17 protein-coding genes and 1 pseudogene are annotated in these 20,456 nt (G+C 74.7%); 9 read left to right on the forward strand and 9 right to left on the reverse strand.

Annotation, left to right across the window (positions count from 1 at the left end; genetic code table 11):
• Positions 1-50 precede the first annotated feature (50 nt).
• Both ACIF8T_RS02925 and ACIF8T_RS02930 read right to left on the reverse strand, forming a co-directional pair.
• Positions 51-1,406: an endo-1,4-beta-xylanase gene (locus ACIF8T_RS02925; RefSeq protein ID WP_400030463.1), complete on the reverse strand. Its 1,356-nt coding sequence runs from the start codon at positions 1,404-1,406 to the stop codon at positions 51-53.
• 280 nt (positions 1,407-1,686) lie between these two features.
• Positions 1,687-2,274: a TetR family transcriptional regulator gene (locus tag ACIF8T_RS02930; protein ID WP_400031470.1), complete on the reverse strand. Its 588-nt coding sequence runs from the start codon at positions 2,272-2,274 to the stop codon at positions 1,687-1,689.
• Between the two features lie 393 nt (positions 2,275-2,667).
• Here ACIF8T_RS02930 and ACIF8T_RS02935 point away from each other — a divergent pair, with 393 nt between their 5' ends.
• From ACIF8T_RS02935 to ACIF8T_RS02945, 3 genes are read left to right on the forward strand one after another with little or no spacing between them, the layout of a single operon-like run.
• Complete coding sequence (locus ACIF8T_RS02935) at positions 2,668-4,083, forward strand: glycosyltransferase family 4 protein (RefSeq protein WP_400030465.1); 1,416 nt, start codon at positions 2,668-2,670, stop codon at positions 4,081-4,083.
• On the forward strand, positions 4,077-4,823 hold the full coding sequence (locus ACIF8T_RS02940) for a class I SAM-dependent methyltransferase (RefSeq protein WP_400030467.1): 747 nt from the start codon (positions 4,077-4,079) through the stop codon (positions 4,821-4,823). Before ACIF8T_RS02935 ends, ACIF8T_RS02940 begins: the two co-directional genes overlap by 7 nt.
• Positions 4,820-5,896, forward strand: coding sequence for a prenyltransferase (locus ACIF8T_RS02945; protein ID WP_400030469.1), 1,077 nt, complete (start codon positions 4,820-4,822; stop codon positions 5,894-5,896). The genes ACIF8T_RS02940 and ACIF8T_RS02945 overlap by 4 nt, the downstream gene beginning before the upstream one ends.
• Positions 5,897-5,924: 28 nt before the next feature.
• Here the strand turns inward: ACIF8T_RS02945 and ACIF8T_RS02950 are convergent, their stop codons facing one another.
• Complete coding sequence (locus ACIF8T_RS02950) at positions 5,925-6,218, reverse strand: hypothetical protein (protein ID WP_400030471.1); 294 nt, start codon at positions 6,216-6,218, stop codon at positions 5,925-5,927.
• Between the two features lie 154 nt (positions 6,219-6,372).
• Between ACIF8T_RS02950 and ACIF8T_RS02955 the strand changes: the two genes are divergently transcribed.
• From ACIF8T_RS02955 to ACIF8T_RS02965, 3 genes are read left to right on the forward strand one after another with little or no spacing between them, the layout of a single operon-like run.
• Entirely contained in the window at positions 6,373-7,659 is a 1,287-nt protein-coding gene (locus ACIF8T_RS02955) for a hypothetical protein (RefSeq protein ID WP_400030473.1), read from the forward strand.
• On the forward strand, positions 7,656-9,245 hold the full coding sequence (locus ACIF8T_RS02960; protein WP_400030475.1) for a substrate-binding domain-containing protein: 1,590 nt from the start codon (positions 7,656-7,658) through the stop codon (positions 9,243-9,245). Before ACIF8T_RS02955 ends, ACIF8T_RS02960 begins: the two co-directional genes overlap by 4 nt.
• Complete coding sequence (locus ACIF8T_RS02965; protein WP_400030477.1) at positions 9,226-10,002, forward strand: hypothetical protein; 777 nt, start codon at positions 9,226-9,228, stop codon at positions 10,000-10,002. The genes ACIF8T_RS02960 and ACIF8T_RS02965 overlap by 20 nt, the downstream gene beginning before the upstream one ends.
• A 101-nt stretch (positions 10,003-10,103) precedes the next feature.
• Here ACIF8T_RS02965 and ACIF8T_RS02970 read toward each other — a convergent pair whose 3' ends face one another.
• The 4 genes from ACIF8T_RS02970 to ACIF8T_RS02985 form a co-directional block, all read right to left on the reverse strand.
• Complete coding sequence (locus tag ACIF8T_RS02970; protein WP_400030478.1) at positions 10,104-10,928, reverse strand: hypothetical protein; 825 nt, start codon at positions 10,926-10,928, stop codon at positions 10,104-10,106.
• A gap of 159 nt (positions 10,929-11,087) precedes the next feature.
• Positions 11,088-12,059: an N-acetylmuramoyl-L-alanine amidase gene (locus ACIF8T_RS02975; RefSeq protein WP_400030480.1), complete on the reverse strand. Its 972-nt coding sequence runs from the start codon at positions 12,057-12,059 to the stop codon at positions 11,088-11,090.
• 378 nt (positions 12,060-12,437) lie between these two features.
• Complete coding sequence (locus ACIF8T_RS02980; RefSeq protein WP_400030482.1) at positions 12,438-13,088, reverse strand: class I SAM-dependent methyltransferase; 651 nt, start codon at positions 13,086-13,088, stop codon at positions 12,438-12,440.
• A 105-nt stretch (positions 13,089-13,193) separates the two neighbouring features.
• Positions 13,194-14,933, reverse strand: coding sequence for an MFS transporter (locus ACIF8T_RS02985; protein ID WP_400030484.1), 1,740 nt, complete (start codon positions 14,931-14,933; stop codon positions 13,194-13,196).
• Positions 14,934-15,104: 171 nt separating this feature from the next.
• Between ACIF8T_RS02985 and ACIF8T_RS02990 the strand changes: the two genes are divergently transcribed.
• The 3 genes and pseudogenes from ACIF8T_RS02990 (at position 15,105) to ACIF8T_RS03000 (ending at position 18,598) form a co-directional block, all read left to right on the forward strand.
• Entirely contained in the window at positions 15,105-16,556 is a 1,452-nt protein-coding gene (locus tag ACIF8T_RS02990) for a DHA2 family efflux MFS transporter permease subunit (RefSeq protein WP_400030486.1), read from the forward strand.
• A gap of 368 nt (positions 16,557-16,924) precedes the next feature.
• A pseudogene (locus ACIF8T_RS02995) lies at positions 16,925-17,670 on the forward strand (class I SAM-dependent methyltransferase).
• A gap of 70 nt (positions 17,671-17,740) precedes the next feature.
• Positions 17,741-18,598 carry a MaoC/PaaZ C-terminal domain-containing protein gene (locus tag ACIF8T_RS03000; RefSeq protein WP_400030488.1) on the forward strand — a complete coding sequence of 286 codons (858 nt, stop codon included), beginning with the start codon at positions 17,741-17,743 and terminating at the stop codon, positions 18,596-18,598.
• A gap of 204 nt (positions 18,599-18,802) precedes the next feature.
• Here the strand turns inward: ACIF8T_RS03000 and ACIF8T_RS03005 are convergent, their stop codons facing one another.
• Both ACIF8T_RS03005 and ACIF8T_RS03010 read right to left on the reverse strand, forming a co-directional pair.
• On the reverse strand, positions 18,803-18,970 hold the full coding sequence (locus ACIF8T_RS03005; RefSeq protein WP_400030490.1) for a hypothetical protein: 168 nt from the start codon (positions 18,968-18,970) through the stop codon (positions 18,803-18,805).
• 97 nt (positions 18,971-19,067) lie between these two features.
• A complete protein-coding gene (locus ACIF8T_RS03010) occupies positions 19,068-20,306 on the reverse strand; it encodes a hypothetical protein (protein WP_400030492.1) in 1,239 nt (412 codons plus the stop codon).
• Positions 20,307-20,456: the final 150 nt, after the last annotated feature.

Consider the following 20,456-nt stretch of genomic DNA (forward strand, 5'->3'; position numbering starts at 1 on the left):
CGGTGCGGGCCCGTCGGTGGGCGTCTTGCCGGTCAGGCGGCCCGACCCGTTCAGGACGCCGTGCACGCCCCGATCGACGGAGCCGCGCTGCTGCCGTTCTTCATGACCGTGAAGCCGAAGCTCGTCGACGCCCCGGCCGCCAGGCTGCCGTTGCCGTTCGGCCGCATCGTCATGACGTTGCCGCTGGAGTCCCAGCTAGGCGTGCCGTTCCAGGTCGTCGAGACCTTCTGCGGAGGCGTCAGGGTGACCGTCACCGACCAGGTGCTGATCGCCGCGCTGCCCGCCCTGACGGTGACCGTGCCGTTGTAACGGTCGCTCCACTCCGCGCTCTTGGTGTACGTCGCGGTGCAGGCCGCGCCCGGGGTGCCGCCCCCGCCGTCGGAGGAACCGCCGAGCGCGGTCAGCACGGCGGTGTACGCGGGCTTCTTGGCGTAGTTGGAGTCGAACAGCAGCGGCGTGCCGCTCGCCCGCCACGAGTACTTGTCGGTGATGCCCCACACCGTGATGCCGGTGCAGCGGGTCACCGCCAGGCAGGCCCGTACGACGTTGGAGTAGCTGGTGGCCTGGGACGTGCCCGAGCCCTCGATGTCCAGCTCGGTGATCTGCACGTCGACGCCGAGGTCGGCGAAGCGCTGGAGGTTCGCCTGGTAGTCGGAGGGGACCGGCGAGGCGCTGTTGAAGTGGGACTGGAAGCCGACGCAGTCGATCGGCACGCCGCGGGACTTGAAGTCCCTGACCATGTTGTAGACGGCGTTGCTCTTCGCGTTGACGCCGTCGGTGTTGTAGTCGTTGTAACAGAGCTTGGCGGCCGGGTCCGCGGCCCGGGCGGTGCGGAACGCCTCCTCGATGAAGCCGTTGCCGAGCTTGTCCTGGAAGGGCGAGCTGCGCCGGGCCCCGCTGTTGCCGTCCTGGAACGCCTCGTTGACCACGTCCCAGGAGTGGATCTTGCCCTTCCAGTGCTGCATGACCTGGGTGATGTGGTTGTTCATCGCCGAGCGCAGGTCGGAGGCGCCCAGGCCGGAGACCCAGCTCGGCAGCTGGGAGTGCCACACCAGCGTGTGCCCGCGCACCTGCATGCCCCGGCCCAGGGCGTGGTTGACGATCTGGTCGGCGGAGCCGTAGGTGAAGGTGCCGCGGGAGCGCTCGACGGCGTCCCACTTCATCTCGTTCTCCGGCGTCACCGAGGTGAACTCGGTGTTGAGCGTGGAGACGTACGGCGCCTCGCCCAGGTAGTTCGCGGCGACCGCGGTGCCGAAGTAGCGGCCCTTGCCGGCCGCGGCGGAGCCCAGCGTGTCGGCGGCCTCGGCGCCGGTGGACAGCGCGGCGAGGGCGGTGGTGGTGAGCAGCGCGGTCGTGGTGAGGCTCAGGGCGGCGCGGGAACGCCGGCCCCATTTGATCATGCCCATGTCATTCCCTTGGGTGTGCGGACGTGCGGACGTGCGGACACGAGTGCGGGTGGGCCCCTGAGGGGGTCCGAAAGTTTCGGCTCATCGGCCGATCGCTGCGCAGACCGTACGAAGGGCAGTGGGGGGCGTCAACCGTCCGCGCACGGCGCCGCCAGGGATGGCCGAAACACGAGCGCCGCCTTACCGGCATCTACCGGCCCACCCTGCTCACTTCGGACACCCCGACGGCCGGATGGCGACGACCGGGACGGCGGCGAAACTTTCGTCCGCTCCGGGTCGGTCAGGCGTCCCTGAGGTCGATCAGGCGGCAGGCCGTCTCTATGTCGGCCTTCACCTGGGCGATGGAGGCGCGCCCGGAGAGCCAGGTGATGAGGGCCGAGTGCCAGGTGTGCTCGATCACGCGGACCGCCGCGAGCTGCCCGGGGGCCGGGTGCCGGGTGCCCATCGCGTCCAGGATGATCGCCGTGGTCTGCCGGGAGACCTGGTCGACCTCGGGCGACACGCTGCGGTCGGCGAAGGTCAGGGCCCGCACCATCGCGTCGGCCAGCTGGGGCTCGCGCTGCAGGGCGCGGAAGGCCCGCATCAGCGTCTCCGCGACCCGCTCGGCCGCGCTCTCGCCCCGCGGCGGCCTCTTCCGGAGCGTGGCGTGCAGGTGCTCCAGCTGGTCCTGCATCGTGGCGACCAGCAGGTGCACCTTGGACGGGAAGTAGCGGTACAGCGTCCCGAGCGCCACCTGGGAGCACTCCGCGACCTCGCGCATCTGCACCGCGTCGAACCCGCCCCGGCCGGCCAGCTGCGCGCTCGCCTGCAGGATCCGCCGGCGCCGCGCCTCCTGCCGCTCGGTGAGCGAGGAAGCGGCGGACCGCACGGCCCCGGCGCCCGCGGTGCTCGCGCCCGTGGTGCTCGCGCCCGCGGTGTCCGTGCCCGCGGTGCTCGTGTCCGCGGCGTCCACGCCCGCGCCCGTGGTGCCCGTGCCCACGGCGCCCGTCTCCACGGCGGCCCCGGCGCCTCCGTCCGGGCTGTCCGCCTTGTTCACCTTGGCTTCCACAGGCATGGACCCCGTTCCGTGACAGTCGGTGAGCGCGAGTGATCGGACGGCACGGCACGGCGCCGGCCGTGGCGTGAATCACCTGATCCACTGGTCACAGCGCCCTTACCTGCCGGTAGATTCAGAGGCTCCGAACGATCAAGTCTGAAACTTGTTCTAGGTTAGCGTCCCGGCGTAATCTCGCGGGACAGTGCAGGGAGAAGGGGGCCCAGAGTGACCGCTGAGGCCAGTCCGGCCGGGCCCCTGGAGGGCACCGCGGCCGACGGCTTGCGACCGCTCCGCATCGCGCTCCTCACGTACAAAGGGAACCCGTTCTGCGGTGGCCAGGGCGTCTACGTGCGGCACCTGTCGCGCGAACTCGCCCGGCTCGGCCACCGGGTCGAGGTCATCGGCGCCCAGCCCTACCCCGTCCTCGACGAGGGCTACGACGGCCTGCGCCTGACCGAGCTGCCCAGCCTCGACCTCTACCGCCAGCCGGACCCCTTCCGCACCCCCGGGCGCGACGAGTACCGCGACTGGGTCGACGCGCTGGAGGTCGCCACCATGTGGACCGGCGGCTTCCCCGAGCCGCTGACCTTCTCGCTGCGCGCCCGCCGCCACCTGCGCGCCCGCCGCGGCGACTTCGACGTCGTCCACGACAACCAGACCCTCGGCTACGGGCTGCTGGGCGACCTCGGCGCGCCCCTGGTGACCACCGTCCACCACCCCATCACCGTCGACCGGCAGCTGGAGCTGGACGCCGCCGGGACCTGGCAGCGGCGGTACTCCGTGCGCCGCTGGTACGCCTTCACCCGCATGCAGAAGCGCGTCGCGCGCCGCCTGCCGTCGGTGCTGACCGTGTCCGGGACCTCCCGCGCCGAGATCGTCGACCACCTCGGGGTCCGGGAGGACCGCGTGCACGTGGTCCACATCGGCGCCGACACCGACCTGTTCTCGCCGGACCCGTCGGTGCCGCGGGTGCCGGGCCGGATCGTGACGACCTCCAGTGCCGACGTGCCGCTGAAGGGCCTGGTCTTCCTCGTCGAGGCGCTGGCCAAGGTGCGCACCGAGCACCCCGACGCCCACCTCGTCGTCGTCGGCAAGCGCCCGGCGGAGGGCCCCGTCGCCCGGGCGATGGAGCGCTACGGCCTGCAGGGCGCCGTCGAGTTCGTCAAGGGCATCTCGGACGCGGAGCTCGTCGACCTGGTCCGCTCGGCGCAGGTCGCCTGCGTGCCCTCCCTCTACGAGGGGTTCTCGCTGCCGGCCGCCGAGGCCATGGCGACCGGCACCCCGCTGCTCGCCACGACCGGCGGCGCGATCCCCGAGGTCGCCGGGCCGGACGGGGAGACCTGCCTGGCGGTGCCGCCGGGCGACGCGGGCGCGCTGGCCGCCGGACTGGGCCGGCTGCTCGGCGACGACGCGCTGCGCGCCCGGCTGGGCGCCGCCGGGCGCGAGCGGGTGCTGGCGCGGTTCACCTGGGCGCGGGCCGCGCAGGGCACGGTCGAGCGGTACCGCGAGGCGATCGCCCGCGGGGCGTCCGGCCCCGGCCGCTCTCCGCTCCCGGCCGGAACGGCCGCCACGCCCGCGGCCCCCGCCGCGGTCCCCTCCGATGTTGAAGGCGTCTCTCCCGAAAGCAGGGCCACGTGCTGACCGTCGACTTCTCCCGGTTCCCGCTCGCCCCGGGCGACCGCGTCCTGGACCTCGGCTGCGGTGCCGGCCGGCACGCGTTCGAGTGCTACCGGCGCGGCGCCCAGGTGGTGGCACTGGACCAGAACGGCGAGGAGATCCGCGAGGTCGCGAAGTGGTTCGCGGCGATGAAGGAGGCGGGCGAGGCACCCGCCGGCGCCACCGCGACCGCGATGGAGGGCGACGCCCTGGCGCTGCCCTTCCCCGACGAGTCCTTCGACGTCGTGATCATCTCCGAGGTGATGGAGCACATCCCGGACGACAAGGGCGTCCTCGCGGAGATGGTGCGGGTGCTCAAGCCCGGCGGGCGCATCGCGATCACCGTGCCCCGCTACGGCCCCGAGAAGGTCTGCTGGGCGCTGTCCGACGCGTACCACGAGGTCGAGGGCGGCCACATCCGCATCTACAAGGCGGACGAGCTGCTGGCCAAGATCCGCGAGGCCGGCCTGAGGCCGTACGGCACCCACCACGCGCACGCGCTGCACTCGCCCTACTGGTGGCTGAAGTGCGCGTTCGGCGTCGACAACGACAAGGCGCTGCCGGTGCGGGCGTACCACAAGCTGCTGGTCTGGGACATCATGAAGAAGCCGCTGGCGACCCGGGTCGCCGAGCAGGCGCTGAACCCGCTCATCGGCAAGAGCTTCGTGGCGTACGCGACCAAGCCGCACCTGCCGCGGGCCGGCGCCGAGGCGGCCGCCCGGTGACCACTCCCCGCACGGAACACCTGGTCCTGCCCGGGGTGCTCACCGCCGGGCAGGCCGCCGCGACCGTGCGCGGCATCCTCGGCGTGCAGCGCGACGACGGCGCGATCCCCTGGTTCCGCGGCCACCACCTCGACCCGTGGGACCACGTCGAGGCGGCCATGGCGCTGGACGCGGCCGGCGAGCACGACGCCGCCGAGCGGGCCTACCTGTGGCTGGCCCGCCACCAGAACGAGGACGGCTCCTGGTACGCGGCCTACGCCGACGGCGACGCCCGCGACGTCACCGACCGGGGCCGGGAGACCAACTTCGTCGCCTACGTGGCCGTGGGCGTGTGGCACCACTACCTGAGCACCGGCGACGACGCCTTCCTGGACCGGATGTGGCCGGTGGTGTACGCGGCCGTGGAGTGCGTGCTGCGCCTCCAGCAGCCCGGCGGCCAGATCGGCTGGCGGCTCGACGACGACGGCACGGCCACCACCGACGCGCTGCTCACCGGCTCCTCGTCGATCCACCACGCGCTGCGCTGCGCCCTGGCCATCGCCGAGCAGCGCGAGGAGCCGCAGCCCGACTGGGAGCTGGCCGCGGGGATGCTGCGGCACGCCCTGCGCCGCCACCCCGAGCGGTTCCTGGACAAGGACCGCTACTCGATGGACTGGTACTACCCGGTGCTCGGCGGCGCGCTGACCGGCGCGGAGGCCAAGGCCCGCATCGAGGAGCACTGGGACCGCTTCGTGGTGCCCGGCCTCGGGGTGCGCTGCGTCGACCCCAACCCGTGGGTGACGGGCGGCGAGTCGGCCGAACTCGCCCTGGCCCTGTGGGCGATGGGCGAGTCCGACCGGGCGCTGGACGTCCTGCAGTCCATCCAGCACCTGCGCGATGCGCAGAGCGGCCTGTACTGGACGGGCTACGTCTTCGACGACGACGCGATCTGGCCGCGGGAGCTGACCACGTGGACGGCCGGTTCCCTGCTGCTGGCCGTCGCCGCGCTCGGCGGCCACGAGGCCACCTGCCAGGTCTTCGGCGGCGAGGAGCTGCCGAGGGGCCTGGACCCGGACTGCTGCGCCGGGGCGTGACGCCCCGGCGGCACGCCCGGGCCGCGGGTCAGTGCCGCTGCATGCGGTTGGCGATGGCGTGTCCGACGACGAGGTAGACCACGGCGGCGAGTCCGTAACCGAACACCACCCGGGCCCAGTCCGCGTCGAAGGTGAACAGGTCGCGCGACCAGCCGGCCAGCACGTTGGCCGCGTCGCGGACGAACTGCACCAGCTCGTTGCCGGGGTTGGCCTCGAGCAGGTACATCAGAATCCACAGTCCGAGGATGACGGCCATGATGTCCGCGATGACCGCGACGACCGCCCCTGCGGAACCCGAACCACTGCGATATCGAGGGGACATGCCCTCCGGGTTGCCGCGTGAGGGCGTACCAAACACGGTGTGAAGGCCCCGTGTGCCGGTATTCACCCTTCGTACGAACGGAGTTGGTGCTACCGCTGGTCCGTGTCGGGCAAGGTCCCCGATAATCCTGCCCCGTTGAGAGGCTGGAGGGCCGTTGTCCGACGCCGGAACCACCACGATCGAGGAACCGAGACTCACCACCCGCCGCCTCGGACGCCGCCGTGTCCCCCGGCACGTGGCCGTCGCGCTGCCCCTGGCCCTGGCCGGACTGGTCGCCCTGTCCGCCTCCGGCAACGTGCTGCGCCCGTTCGAGCGCATCACCGTCGTCGAGGCCAGGATGGCCTCCAAGTCCGACTTCTTCCGCGACCCCGAGGTGCGGCGCCGCCTGCTCGAACACGGCCTGCGCGTCGACATCCACCGCCTCGGCTCGCGCGGCATCGCCACCCAGACCCTGAAGGGCATGGACGCCGTCTTCCCCTCCGGGCAGCCCGCCGCCAAACTCGTCCTCGACCGGCAGGACCGCTCGGTGCACTCGGTGCGCCCCTTCGTCAGCCCGCTGGTCCTCGCCACCTTCCGCGACTACGCCGAGACCCTCGTCCGGGCGGGCGTGGCCACCCCGCAGCGGGCACCGGGCGGCGACGCCACCCTCTACTACGACCTCGACATGCGCGCCTTCACCGGCCTGCTCGACGGCGCGGACGACCCGGACGACCCCCGGGACGGCTCCGGCCCGCAGGCCGACACCTGGAACGGCATCGGCTTCGGCGCCGTCAGCGGCGACCGCAGCAACAGCGGCCGCGTCCTGGTCCGCACCTCCAACGTCTGCGAGTCCAACGCCGCCGGCACCTACCTGAGCCTGCTCGCCTTCGTCGTCAACGGCAACCGCACCCCGGGCACCCAGCACGCCCGGGACGCCCGGCGCGCCGGCACCGCCCCGCGCGACCTCGCCGCCGACATCGCGCCGCTCCTCAACCTCCAGGGCATGTGGGCCGACGAGCAGGCCGAGAGCTACTTCTCCGACCTCGGCGAGAGCATCGCGCCGGTCTCGCTGATCTACGAGCACCAGTACCTGGCCCACCAGATCACCCACCACGACGAACACGGCCGCCAGGACACCGACCGCGTCCTGCTCTACCCGACCCCCTACGTCCTCACCGAGCCGCAGCTCATCTCCCTGACCGGCGAGGGCGACCGGCTCGTGGAGGCCGTCCGGTCGGACGCCGCGCTGCGCCGCCGGGCCGTCGAACTCGGCTTCCGCGTCCGGTTCTCCGGTGACCACGGTAGCAGCGAGGAGCTCAGCGCGTACCTGAGCGAGCACGGCGTCCAGGTCCCGGCCGACAACCCCGACGAGACGAAGGCCTACGAACCGGCCCTGGACGTCCTGGAGGAGATCATCGACTCCGTCGGCGACTGCCCGCCGCCCGTACGGGACGAGCCGTGAGCCCGGCCGGACGCCGTCTGACGACGGCCGCGCTCGCCCTCGCCCTGCTCACCCCCCTCACCGCCTCCTGCACCGGCGAGCCGGAACCCGTCACCCTGCGCGTCCTCGCCAGCCCCGAACTGGCCGACGTGGAGCCCCTGTTGCGGGACCTCCAAGAGGACACGGGCGTCGAGCTGGACGTCGACTACCGGGCCGGCGCCGACCTGACGGGCCAGTACCCGGCCGGCCGCTCCGGCTACGACCTGGCCTGGCTCGCCTCCGACCGCTCCTTCCTGCTGCGCGTCCAGGACTCCGGGGGCACGCTCACCCGGCCCGAGTCCACCGCGATCATGCGCTCCCCGGTCGTCGTCGGCCTCGCCCCCGCCACCGCGCGGACGCTGCGCGCGAGGGCCCCCGGCGGCCGGATCTCCTGGGCCGACGTCGCCGACGCCGCCGCCGACGGCACCGTGCGGTTCGGCATGGCCGACCCGCGGCGCAGCGACACCGGCCGCGCCGCGCTGGTCGGCGTCGCCACCGCCGCGGCCGGCACCGGCAGCGCCCTGCGCGAGCAGGACGTCGCCTGCGACCGGCTGCGCGGCTTCCGCTCCGGCCAGACCCTCACCGCCCCCAGCTCCCGCGACCTCGTCGACCGCTACCCCGGCCACCAGGACGACACCAACGCGCTCATCGCCCACGAGGCCGAACTCCTCGCCCTCAACGCCTCCGGCACCCTGCGCACCCCCCTGGAGATCGTGCACCCCGACGACGGCATGGTCCTGTCGGACTTCCCGCTGCTGCTGCTGGACGGCGGCGAACGGGAGGCGTACGGCAAGGTCGTGGACTGGCTGCTCGGCACGGACGTCCAGCGCCGGCTGATGGAGACCACCCACCGGCGGCCCGTCGACCAGGACGTCACGCCCGCCCCGCCGCTGCGCACCGACGTCGGCAACGCCCTGTCCTTCCCCGACCGCCTGTCCGTCGTCGAGCGGCTGGTCACCGACTACGGCGACCCCGGCCGGCACACCGCCGACCAGGTCGTCTTCGTCCTGGACTTCTCCACCTCCATGCGCGGCGCCCGCATGGCCGGGCTGCGCGCCGCCTTCGCGGGCCTCAGCGGCGCCGACGACAGCGCGACGGGCAAGTTCGCCCGCTTCTACCGGGGCGAGCGGCTCACGGTGGTGCGGTTCGGCGGCCGGGTCCTGGAGGAGCGGACCGTGACCGTCCGCGGCGACGCCGACCTGGAGGCCCTCGGCCGGACGGTCGCGCGCGGCGGGTACGACGACGCCACCGCCCTGTGGTCGGCCCTCGACCGCGGCTACCGCATCGCCGCCGGCGCCGTCCGCGCGGAGCCCGGCCGTCCGGTCGCCGTCGTGCTGATGACCGACGGCGAGAACAACGCGGGCATCACCTACCAGGAGTTCCTGCGCCGCCACCGCGCGCTCGGCGACGCGGCCGAGGCGGTGCCCACCTTCCCCGTCCTGCTCGGAGAAGCCGACGCGCGCGCCCTGCGGCGGGCCGCCGAGGCGACCGGCGGCCGCATGGTCGACGCCGGACTCTCCTCCCTTTCCGACGCGTTCAAGGAGATCCGTGGGTGTCATCGACAGTGAGTGGTGGGCCCTGTGGTGGCCGTGGCTGGTCGTCTGGGCGGCGACGGCCGCCTGCTGCGCCGTCCTGCTGCGGTACGGGCTGATCCGTGCCGGCCGGCTGCGCAGACGCCGGCGCGGCGGCCGCACGGTGCACGGCATGTGCTTCTTCCTGCACGAGCAGCGCGTGATGGACCTCTACCAACAGGGCGGCTTCTCCGCCGCGCTGGAGCAGGAGGTCGCCGACCGCATCAACGTCACCAGCGGCGTCGGCCTGCGCGCCCGCTTCGGCCTCGGCGGCGGCAAGGCGAACCGGGACGTCACCAAGGAGCGCGTCACCGCCTACATCCAGCACAGCACCCCGATCACGGTGATCCGGCTGCTCATGGACACCATGCGCAAGGAGGACGTGGTCGTCCACGCCGACCTCACCACCGGCTCCCTGGAACCCAACCGGGCCCTGGCCGAAATCCTGCGGGAGCGCGGCGCGTCCGACCGGGTGGCGCTCACCGAGGTCATGTCGGAGTTCGTCTCGGTCACCGGCCGCTTCACGGCGCGCAGCGCGGACGGCGGCGACATCGTGCTGCGCGCCCCCTACGGCGACGGCCGGCCGCGCGCCCACGTGAAGATCACGTGCGAGGCGGCCGGGGTCCGCGAGGGCTTCCAGAACGCGGAGTACGCCGACGAGGAGGAGTTCCAGGCCCGCTGCCTGGGCAAGGTCCGCACCTGGAACCGCACCCGGGGCGAGCTGACCCTGGACCCGATCGCCATCTTCCGCTGACCGGCGGCAGATCGACGCCGCGTCAGGCGGAAGGCCGCGGCGGCCGCACGGCGATGGCCCCCCGCCCGGAAGGGCGGGGGGCCATCGCCGTGCGTCGGGGCTCAGCCGCGCTGGATGCCCGAGGTGTCCTGCAGCACACCGCGGCGGCCGTCCTGCGTCTGGGCGACCAGGGCCGCGCCGCGCTGCTCGACCGCCAGGTACCAGGTGCCCGGCGCCAGTTCGGCGATCGGCGTCGGCGAGCCGTCCTCCGGGAACAGCGGACGCGGCACCGGCACGGCGAACCAGAACGGCGAGAAGTCCGCCGCCGGCGGCTGCGGGGCCTGCTGCGGCTGACCGCCGTAGGGCTGTCCCGGCTGCGGCTGGCCCGGCTGCGGCTGACCGCCGTACGGGGCCTGCTGCGCGCCCGGGTAGCCGTAACCGCCCTGCGGCTGACCGCCGTAGGGCTGCGGGGCTGCGGGGCGGGAGGCCGGGATCAGGGCGCCCTTGAGGGCGGGCACGAGCGGGGTGGCGAGGGCGGCGGCGGCCATCAGGACCGTGGCGACGAGCGCGAGGACCAGACCGGTGCCGGCGTCGGGACCGTCGCTGGTGGCGCCCTCGAAGTTGTCGGCGCCGCCCGCCGGGTCGAAGATGTTGCCGAGCGCGCACCAGGCGGCGAAGACGGTGAACGCGACGCCGAACTGGCCGAGGTCCAGACCCGCCACCTTGAGCGGCTGCGACATGCCCCGGGTGACGACGACGAGCGCTGCGCCGATGATGCCCGCGAGGACGACGCCGAGCACGACGGGCCCGCTGCTCCACAGGTTGGGGAGGTCGACGCTGTCCGGGGCGCCTTCGATGGAGTAGAGGTCGAGGAACGACGCGATGAACAGCAACACCGCTGCTCCGATCACCACGCCGTCGCCTCTAGTGAGGGAGCGGATATTCACTTCAGGTCCTTCGTAGGTCGTCTCGTCGTCGGTGGAGGCGTCGCTGTCACCCTGTCGCCCTCGGGGCCCCGGTGTGAAGCGCGGGGGTGGCCCCTCATCGTACGGACGACACTATCGTCCGCCCGATCAAGCTGTCCGCCGGGATCGGGCCGGGGACCGCTACCCGCGCAGGAAACTCACGATTCCCTCAGAGATCCCCTGCGCCGCTTTCTGCCGCCAGGCGCCACTGGTCAGCAGCGCCGCGTCCTTGCTATCGCGCATGTTGCCGCACTCGATGAACACCTTGGGAACCGTTGACAGATTGAGACCGCCCAGGTCCTTCCGCGTGACGAGACCGGTGCCGTCGCCGGTGTAGTTGGAGGGCGCGCTGCCGGTGACGCGTACGAAGCCGCCCGCGACGCGTTCGCCCAACGCGCGGGAGGGGCCCACGATCCGGCGGGTGTCGGCGGCGCCCGCGTGCACCGCGCCGGGCAGGATGACGTGGAAGCCGCGGTTGCCGGCCGCGGAGCCGTCGGCGTGGATCGAGACCGCCGCGTCCGCGCGGGCCTCGTTGCCGATCCGGGCCCGCTCGTCCACGCAGGGGCCCCAGGGCCGGTCGCCGTCCTGCGTCAGCCGCACCGTCGCGCCCTGCGCCCGGAGCAGCGCGCGCAGGCGGTGGGCGACGTCCAGGGTGAACTCGGCCTCCGCGTAACCGGCGTCGGTGGCCGTGCCGGTGGTGTCGCACTCCTTGCGGTGCGTGCCGATGTCGACCGTCCGGCCGATCTCCGCGGTGTGCGCGGCGTTGCCCGGGTTGTGGCCCGGGTCGATGACGACGACCTTGCCCTTGAGGGGACCGGTCGCGGCGGTCGCGGAGGCCGGCGGGGAGTCCGGCGCGGCACCTGACGCGCCGTCGTCCGGGATGCCCGTGGGGAAGGTCCGCGAGGGGGTGCGCGTCGCGGGCGCGGAGGTCCGTGCGGACGCCCCGCCCGAACCGGCCCCGTCCGCACCGCCGTCGTCCGGGCCGCCCACCGCCGCGTACACCAGCCACCCGAGCAGCGCCCCCGGCACCAGGGCGGCGACCGCCACGGTCAGGGGGCCGCGCCGGGAGCGGCGGGGCGGGGGAGCATCGAAGTCCGGGCCTGTGTACGACACGCCCGCCACCCTAGCGGCCGGCCCCGGCGACCCCCTGCCGCGGTGTTTTCGGACCACTTGCCGCGGGCCTGTGACCGGGGCGGGCGGGGACGGCTCGTCGAAGCGGGCGTGCGATCACCCGTCCTCCGCCGCGGCACCGTCCTGCTCGTCGCCCTCGCCGCGCTGCTCGGCGGGTCGCCCGCCGTCGCCGACGCAGGAGGCGGCGGACCGGCCGCCCCGGCCGCCCCGTCCGGCTCTTTCGGCCCCCTCACCCCGTTCGCGCAGGGCGCGGCCGCGCTCGCCGGGACGGCCGATCCGTTCCGCCAGGCGTTCAGCGGCGCCATGACGCCGCGGGGCCGGCGGGACGGCGTCCCGTCCCTGAGGGGCGCGGCGCGCCCTTCAGATCCCCTCGCCCGTGCGCCGCAGGACGCGCAGCGAGCCGGTCACCGAGACCTCCGTGAAGGCGCCCGACGCGAGCGCCCGCAGGTAGACCCGGTACGGGGCCTGGCCGGTGAACTCGTCCGCCGGGTCGGGGAAGACGTCGTGGACGACGAGCAGCCCGCCCTCGGCCACCCGGGGCGCCCAGCCCTCGTAGTCGGCCGTGGCGTGCTCGTCGGTGTGCCCGCCGTCGATGAAGACGAGCCCGAGGGGCGCCCGCCACAGCGCCGCGATCTGCGGCGAGCGGCCGACCAGGGCCACCACGTGGTCCTCCAGACCGGCCCGGTGCAGGGTCCGGCGGAAGGCGGGCAGGGTGTCCATCAGGCCGATCTCGGGGTCGACCGTCTCCGGGTCGTGGTAGTCCCAGCCCGGCTGCTGCTCCTCGCTGCCCCGGTGGTGGTCCACGGTCAGCGCGGTGACCCCGGCCTCGCGGGCCGCGTCGGCGAGCAGGACCGTGGAGCGGCCGCAGTACGTGCCGACCTCCAGCAGGGGCAGGCCGAGCCGTCCGGCCGTCACGGCCGCCGCGTACAGGGCCAGCCCCTCGTCCGTGGGCATGAACCCCTTCGCGGCCTCGAACGCGGCCAGGATCTCGGGCTTCGGGGCCGGGGTCATGGCGGGCCTTTCGGTCGTACCTGTCGGTGCCTGTCTCTGGGGGGCCCATGGTGCACCACACCCCCGCCGCGCGGGCGACGGGGGTGCGGGCGTCCGGGGCCGGCGTCAGGCGGTGACCGTCTCGCCGGGCAGGGACAGGTCCACCTCGACCGGGCGGTCGTCGCCCGCGTGCGTCGCCGAGGAGGCGAGCGGGGCGTGGCCGGCGGCGCGGGCGGCCAGGACGTACGGGCCGCCGGCGGGCACCGCGAGGACGTAGCTGCCGTCCGCCGCGGACAGGGTCGCTCCCGCGTGACGGCCGTGGCGGTCGATCAGGGTGACCCGGGCGCGGGCCACGGGAGCGCCGCCGGCGTCCGTGACCCGGCCGGTGAAGCCCCGCAGCGCCTCCTCGGCGCGCTCCAGGTTGGCGTCCTCCTCGCTGCTCGCGCGCAGCTGCGGCTTGTCCGAGGGGCGGCGGCGCGGCAGGAACAGGGCCAGCGCCAGTCCGGCGGCCACCGCCGCGGTCGCGATGAGGAAGGAGATCCGGAAGCCGTGCATGGTCGGCACCGCGACACCACCCACCTGGTCGGCGGTGTTCGCCAGCACCATGCCGACGACGGCGCTGGACACCGAGGTGCCGATGGACCGCATCAGGGTGTTCAGGCCGTTGGCCGCGCCCGTCTCCGAGGCCGGGACCGCGCCGACGATCAGCGCCGGCAGCGAGGAGTACGCCAGGCCGATGCCCGCGCCCAGCACCACCGACGTGACGACCGTCTGCCAGGCCGCCTGCATCAGGCCCAGCCCGCCCGCGTACCCGACGGCGATGACCAGCAGGCCGATGATCAGGGTGGTGCGGGGGCCGTACCGGGCGGACAGGCGGGCGTAGACGGGCGCCGTGAACATCATCGTCAGGCCCAGCGGGGCCACGCACAGGCCCGCGACGACCATCGACCGGCCGAGGCCGTAGCCGGTGGCGGTGGGCAGCTGGAGCAGCTGGGGGAGGACCAGGGAGACGACGTAGAAGCTGACGCCGACCATGATCGAGGCGAGGTTGGTCAGCAGCACCTCGCGGCGGGCCGTGGTGCGCAGGTCGACCAGCGGGGCCTTCACGCGCAGCTCCATCAGGCCCCACAGGAGCAGGACCACGACCGCGGCGGCGAACAGGCCGAGGGTGGTGCCGGACGTCCAGCCCCAGTCGCTGCCCTTGGTGACGGGCAGGAGCAGCAGCACCAGACCGGCGGACAGGCCCAGCGCCCCCGGCAGGTCGAAGGTCCCCGCGGCGCGCAGCGGGGACTCGGGGACGACGGCCAGGGTCAGGGCGATGGCGAGGACGCCGAGTCCGGCGGCGCCGTAGAACAGGGTGTGCCAGTCGGTGTGCTGGGCGACGAGGGCCGCGGCGGGCAGCGCGAGTCCGCCGCCGACGCCGATGGACGAGCTCATCAGCGCCATCGCCGAGCCGAGCCGTTCGCGGGGCAGCATGTCCCGCATCAGGCCGATGCCGAGCGGGATGGCGCCCATCGCGAAGCCCTGGAGGGTCCGGCCGGCGATCATCGTGAGCAGGTCGCTGGTGACCGCGCTGAGCAGCGCCCCGGCCACCATCACCGCCAGGCTGGTGACCAGCATGCGCCGCTTGCCGTACAGGTCGCCGAGGCGGCCCATGATCGGCGTGGCGACGGCGCCGGACAGCAGGGTGGAGGTCAGCACCCAGGTGGCGTCGCTGGGCGCGGTGTCCAGCAGCTGGGGCAGGTCCTTGATGACGGGGACGAGCAGGGTCTGCATCACCGCGACGGTGATGCCCGCGAAGGCGAGCACCGGGACGACGGCTCCGCCGGCTCTCCGGGTGGGCTGGTCGGTCGGCGTGTCAGTCATGTGCAACATGAACTCGGTGCGCCCGGGCAACTATTCCGTTGCTTCGGGGCTCTAACGATTTCTTGACCACCTCTTGGCCTTCCGCCGGACCGAGGACCCCGGACCGAGGACCCCGGACCGGGCACCGGCCGGACGACATACCGATTGAGAGCGTCCGGAGTGGTTGAGACCATGGCGAGCATGCTCGAAGCCGCCGGCACCACCCGCCTGTCCCGCCGTCCCGCGCCCCCCACCTGGCTGGTGGTGGCGCTCGCCTGCGCCGGGCAGTTCCTCGTCGTGCTCGACGTCTCCGTCGTCAACGTCGCCCTGCCGTCCATGCGGACCGGCCTCGGACTGGACGAGCAGGGCCTGCAGTGGGTGGTCAACGCCTACGCCATCGCCTTCGCCGGGTTCATGCTGCTCGGCGGGCGGGCCGGCGACCTCTACGGGCGCAAGCGGATGTTCCTCGTCGGGCTCGCCCTGTTCACCCTGGCCTCGCTCGGCGGCGGGCTGGCCCGGGACGACTGGCAGCTGCTGCTGGCGCGGGCCGTGCAGGGCCTCGGCGCCGCCGTGCTCGCGCCGTCGACGCTGACCATCCTCACCGCGTCCGTGCCGGAGGGCGCCGCCCGGACCCGGGCCATCGGCACCTGGACCGCGGTGGGCGCCGGGGGAGGGGCGGCCGGCGGCCTGGTCGGCGGGGTGCTGGTGGACGCGCTGTCCTGGCGGTGGGTGCTGCTCATCAACGTGCCCGTCGGAGCGGTGGTGCTGCTCGGGGCCGCCCGGTACCTGGCGGAGGGCCGGGCGGGGGACCGCCGCCGCCTCGACCTGCCCGGCGCGCTGCTGGTGACGGCCGGGCTCGCCACCCTGGCGTACGGCATCTCGCAGACCGAGGCCGGCGGGTGGACCGCGGCGGCCGCGCTGGTGCCGCTGTTCGCCGGACTCCTCCTGATCGCGCTGTTCCTCGTCGTGGAGGCCCGCACCGGGGCGCCGCTGATGCCGCTCGGACTGCTGCGGCTGCGGTCGGTCTCCTCGGCGAACGCGGCGATGTTCCTGTCCGGCTCCGCGATGTTCTGCATGTGGTACTTCATGACGCTGTACGCGCAGAACGTGCTGGGCTACTCGCCCCTGGAGGCCGGGCTCGCGCTGGTGCCGAGTTCGCTGGCGGTGGTCCTGGGGGCCAAGCTCGCCCCCTGGTGCATGCGGGTGGCGGGGCCGCGCACCGTGGCCGTCCTGGGGACCGCGGTGGCGGCGGCCGGCTTCGCCTGGCAGTCGGCGATGGACGTGGACGGGACGTACCTGACGGCGATCCTGTTCCCGGGCGTGCTGATGATGCTGGGCGCGGGACTCGCGGGGACCCCGCTGGCCGCGCTGGCCACCTCGGGCACGGCGCCCGGGGAGGCCGGCCTGGTCTCCGGCCTCGTCAACACCTCCCGCACCATGGGCGGTTCGCTCGGTCTCGCCGTCATGTCCACGCTGGCGGCGACCCGCTCGGCGGACGGCGCGACACCGCAGGCCCTGACCGAGGGGTACGCGCTGGCCTTCCGCGCCGGGGCGGCGGTGCTGGCGGCCGGGGTGCTCATGATGGCGGTGTGGCTGCCGCGCGAGGGGGCGGCTCGCCGAGGCGCCGGGCGGGGGAGGGCCTGAGGGCCGCGGATCCGGCCAGGAGGTGCGGAGCGGCGCGCGGGTCCGCGGAAGAGCAGCCGCCGAGCGGCGCGCGGGTCCGCGGAAGAGCAGCCGCCGAGCGGCGCGCGGGTCCGCGGAAGAGCAGCCGCCGAGCGGCGCGCGGGTCCGCGGAAAAGCAGCCGCCGAGCCGCGCGCAGGGGCGCCTTCCCGCCCCGTGGGCGGGGTGCCGCCGCGATGTCGGCCCGGTGCCGGGGTGAGGGCCCCGCCGGCCCGGCCGCGCGCCCGGCACAGCCCTCCCCGGCGCCTGCCGCTCGGCTCCAACACCCGCCTCCCACCTGGGCTTTCACCCTGCGGCGGCATAGCATCGCCGGACGCGGAAGGGGGACCGGATGGACCGGCACATACGCACCGTGGACGACGTCATGGCCCTGCTCGACGGCCTGTTCGCGCCGGAGGCCGACCGGTGGACGGACCGGGGGGCCGCCTGGTGGGACGGCTTCTACGCCGACCGGTCCCGGACGGTGCCGTTCTTCGTGGCCAAGCCCGACGAGAACCTGGTGTCCTACCTCGACCGCGGACTGGTCGAGGGCGGCCGCGTCCTGGACCTCGGCTGCGGGCCGGGGCGCAACGCGCTGTACCTCGCCGCCCGCGGGTGCGAGGTGGACGCGGTCGACCTGTCGCCTGCGGCCGTCGCGTGGGCGCGGGAGCGGGCCCGGGAGACCGCTGTCCGGACCGTGCGCTTCCACCGCGGGGACGCCTTCGCCCTGACCGCCCCCGGCGCCCCGCTCGCCGGGCCGTACGACCTGGTCTACGACTCGGGGTGCTTCCACCACCTGCCCCCGCACCGCCGCGTCGGCTATCTGGCCCTCTGGAACGGGTGCTGGCCCCCGGCGGCCTGTTCGCCCTGACCTGCTTCGCCGCCGGGAGGATGGGCTCGGAGCTGCCGGACGCCGAGTTCTACCGCGGCGGCGGCCTCCAGGGCGGACTCGCCTACTCGGCGCGGTCGCTGCGCGAGATCTTCTCGGAGCTGACGGAGGTCGAGCTGCGGCGGATGCGGGACGAGCCGGAGGACTCGGCGCACTTCGGGGAGGACTTCCTGTGGACGGCCCTGTTCCGGCGCGGCACGCCGTCCTGACCCCCTGACCCGGCGCGGCTCAGCGGCCGTGCCGGCCGGGGCCGCGGCACCGGAGACGAGGAGGAACCCCATGCCCATCGACGCGGCCCGGGCGCTCGCCGCCGGGCCCCGCACCCGCACGCTCTCCTGGGACGCCGGGGACGTGCAGCTCTACCACCTGGGCATCGGCGCGGGCCGCCCCGCCACCGACCCCGGCGAACCGCGCTGCACCCTGGAGTCCCGGCCGTACGTCCTGCCCGGCTTCGCCACCGTCGCGGGCGGCGGGCCCCCCGGGGTGATCCGCGCGCTGTCCGTGCCCGGCGTCGACGTCGACCCGGCCCGCGTCCTGCACGGCGGGCAGCGCCTGCGCCTGCACCGCCCGGTCCCCGTCCGGGGCGGCGCGACCGCCGCCTCGCGCGTCGTCGCTGTGTACGACAAGGGCGAGGCGGCCGTGCTCGTCCTGCGCACCGACGTCGCCGACGCCGACGGCCCGCTGTGGACCGACGAGGCGCGGGTCTTCGTCCGGGGCGAAGGGGGATGGGGCGGTGAACGGGGGCCGGCCCTGCGCCCGGCCCCGCCCGCCGGGGAGCCCGAGCGGGTCGTCGAACGCCGCGTGCGGGAGGACCAGGCCCTGCTCTACCGGCTCTGCGGCGACCTCAACCCGCTGCACGCCGACCCCGCCTTCGCCCGGCGCGCCGGGTTCGAACGGCCCGTCCTGCACGGGCTGTGCACGTACGGCATGACGCTCGAGGCGGTCGTCGACACCCTGCTCGGCGGGGACGTGACCCGGGTGCGCGCGTACGACGCCCGGTTCGCCGGGGTGGTGTACCCGGGGGAGACGCTGCGGATGCGGCTGTGGCCCGGCCCGTCCGGGGTGCGGGTCGCGGTGGGCGCCGTCGAGCGGGACGACGCGCCCGTGCTCACCGGCACGGTCGTACGGGACGGGTGAACCGCCGGCCGCCGCGCGGGCCGTCGGGCCGTGCGGCGCACGCGCCCGCCCGGGCGCCGGCCGCGGTCGCGTCCGGGCCGGCCGAGGGCGCCGGGCGCACCGAGGCGGACCTGCCGCGGACGCGGCGACCGGTGCCGTACGTGCGACGGCCCCGCCCGTCGTGCGACGGGCGGGGCCGCGTACCGCTCGGTGCCGGACGTGCCGTCAGGCCGCCGTCCCGGAGTGCTCGGCCTCCTGGACCGGCTTGCGGTGGCGACCGCGCGGAGCCGTCTCACCGTCCCGCGTGGAGACCGGGCCGCGGTGCCGGCCGTGGCCGGCGGCGATCTCCTGGACGTCGGCGTGGCGCGGCTGGTGTGTGCTGGCGTCACTCATCGGAAGGAATTCACCCCGTCAACATGATCTTTCCTACAGCCGGGCGAGTTTAACCGGCACACCTCCGCCCGAATCCAGGCGGGCACGCCAACCGGCACTACTTCGTTACAAGCCGCCCCAACGGGGCTTGTTGCAGCGGTACCGGACGCGGCGCGGCGGGCGCCCGGGAGGGCTCGGGCGCCGGGCAGGGCGGGGTCCCGGACGGCTCCCCGGGGGCCGCGGGCGGATCGGCCGGCAGGCGGTCCGGTGCTTCGGCGGACGGTTCGAAACCTTTCTGCCACCCGGGAGCCGACGGCTCGGCCGACGGGCCCGCCGGGGGCGCGGGCAGCCGCGCCAGCCCGCACGGCACCGCCTGCGTGGCGTACGGCAGGAGCAGTTCGCCGGCCGCCGTGAACCGGCCGGTGCCCGCCAGCCACCCCGGCGGCGCCGGAAGGTGGTGCAACTGCCGCCCCACCGGCCGCCACACGGCGATCCAGGTGCCGAGCGGGCCGTCCACCCGCCAGGCCACCGCGCAGCTCTCCGGCGTGAGCACCTGCCCCGGCTGGACGGCGAACGGGGTGAGCGTGCAGTCGTTCACCCGCAGACTGTCCGGGAAGCGCACCGGCAGGGTGCTGCCCAGCACCCCCCAGCCCAGCCGGCCCGCGCCCGGCGACGGCGCGTCCGAGCGGATCACCAGCAGGCCGCTGTCGGGGTCGGCGAGCAGCAGCCGGTCGTCGCTGCCGGCGGCGATCTGCAGCAGCGGCGACATCTCCCCGCCCCGCTCCAGGTCCACGACGACCGTCTTGACCGGTCCGCCCGTCCCCCGGTCCAGGGCCAGCAGCCGTCCGGTGCGGTCCAGCCACGCGCCGCCCGAGCAGCGGCCGGGGAGCTCGGCCACGTGCTCCGGGCCGAACGCGCCGCCCGCCACCTGCCACACCGCCGTCGACCGCCGGCCCACCGCGAGGGCATAGGCCCGCTCGCCGCCGGGCGCGGGCGGCAGCAGCCGCAGCCGGGTGCCCTCGTCGGGGCACTCGACCGCGCCCAGGGGCAGCTCGCCGGTGCCGGGACCGGTCGGGTACAGCAGGGAGAAGACGTGCCGCCCGGCCACCGGCCGGTGCACGAGGACCCGCCCGTCGCCCATCGGCTGCACCTCGGTGCCGGGCTCCTCGGGCCGGTCGCCCGGCAGCGGCACCGCGTACGGTTCGGGGCCGTCGAGGGTCCAGCGCTCCGGGTACCGGGAGTCGCCGTCGCGGGCGAGGCGCGCGGCGTAGCCGCCGTCCGCCGTGAGCACGCACGCCGCCTGCGGGGAGACGCCGTCCTCGTCCGCCGCCGGGGGCTCGGTCGCACAGGCCGTCATCGTTCGGTCACCTCCGGCGACGAACCTAGTTTTCGTACGCACAGGCGGAGGAGCGGCTCTCTGCGGCTTCACACATAAGGGTGTTCCAGGAACGATTCGCCTGAGGGAACGGAGGCGTCTGTGCTGGGCGGGCCGGGGGCCGTCCCGGGA

The sequence above is a fragment of the Streptomyces sp. NPDC085946 genome (genome assembly GCF_044540485.1).
In the GTDB taxonomy this organism is placed as follows: Bacteria; Actinomycetota; Actinomycetes; order Streptomycetales; family Streptomycetaceae; genus Streptomyces.

Bases quoted from the DNA above. Each gene is read 5' to 3' on its own strand.
- ACIF8T_RS02980 (WP_400030482.1), bottom strand. From the start codon at position 13,088: ATGACCCCGGCCCCGAAGCCCGAGATCCTGGCCGCGTTCGAGGCCGCG.
- ACIF8T_RS03005 (WP_400030490.1), bottom strand. From the start codon at position 18,970: ATGAGTGACGCCAGCACACACCAGCCGCGCCACGCCGACGTCCAGGAG.
- ACIF8T_RS02925 (WP_400030463.1), bottom strand. From the start codon at position 1,406: ATGGGCATGATCAAATGGGGCCGGCGTTCCCGCGCCGCCCTGAGCCTC.
- ACIF8T_RS02985 (WP_400030484.1), bottom strand. From the start codon at position 14,933: ATGACTGACACGCCGACCGACCAGCCCACCCGGAGAGCCGGCGGAGCC.
- ACIF8T_RS02950 (WP_400030471.1), bottom strand. From the start codon at position 6,218: ATGTCCCCTCGATATCGCAGTGGTTCGGGTTCCGCAGGGGCGGTCGTC.
- ACIF8T_RS03000 (WP_400030488.1), top strand. From the start codon at position 17,741: ATGCCCATCGACGCGGCCCGGGCGCTCGCCGCCGGGCCCCGCACCCGC.
- ACIF8T_RS03010 (WP_400030492.1), bottom strand. From the start codon at position 20,306: ATGACGGCCTGTGCGACCGAGCCCCCGGCGGCGGACGAGGACGGCGTC.
- ACIF8T_RS02990 (WP_400030486.1), top strand. From the start codon at position 15,105: ATGGCGAGCATGCTCGAAGCCGCCGGCACCACCCGCCTGTCCCGCCGT.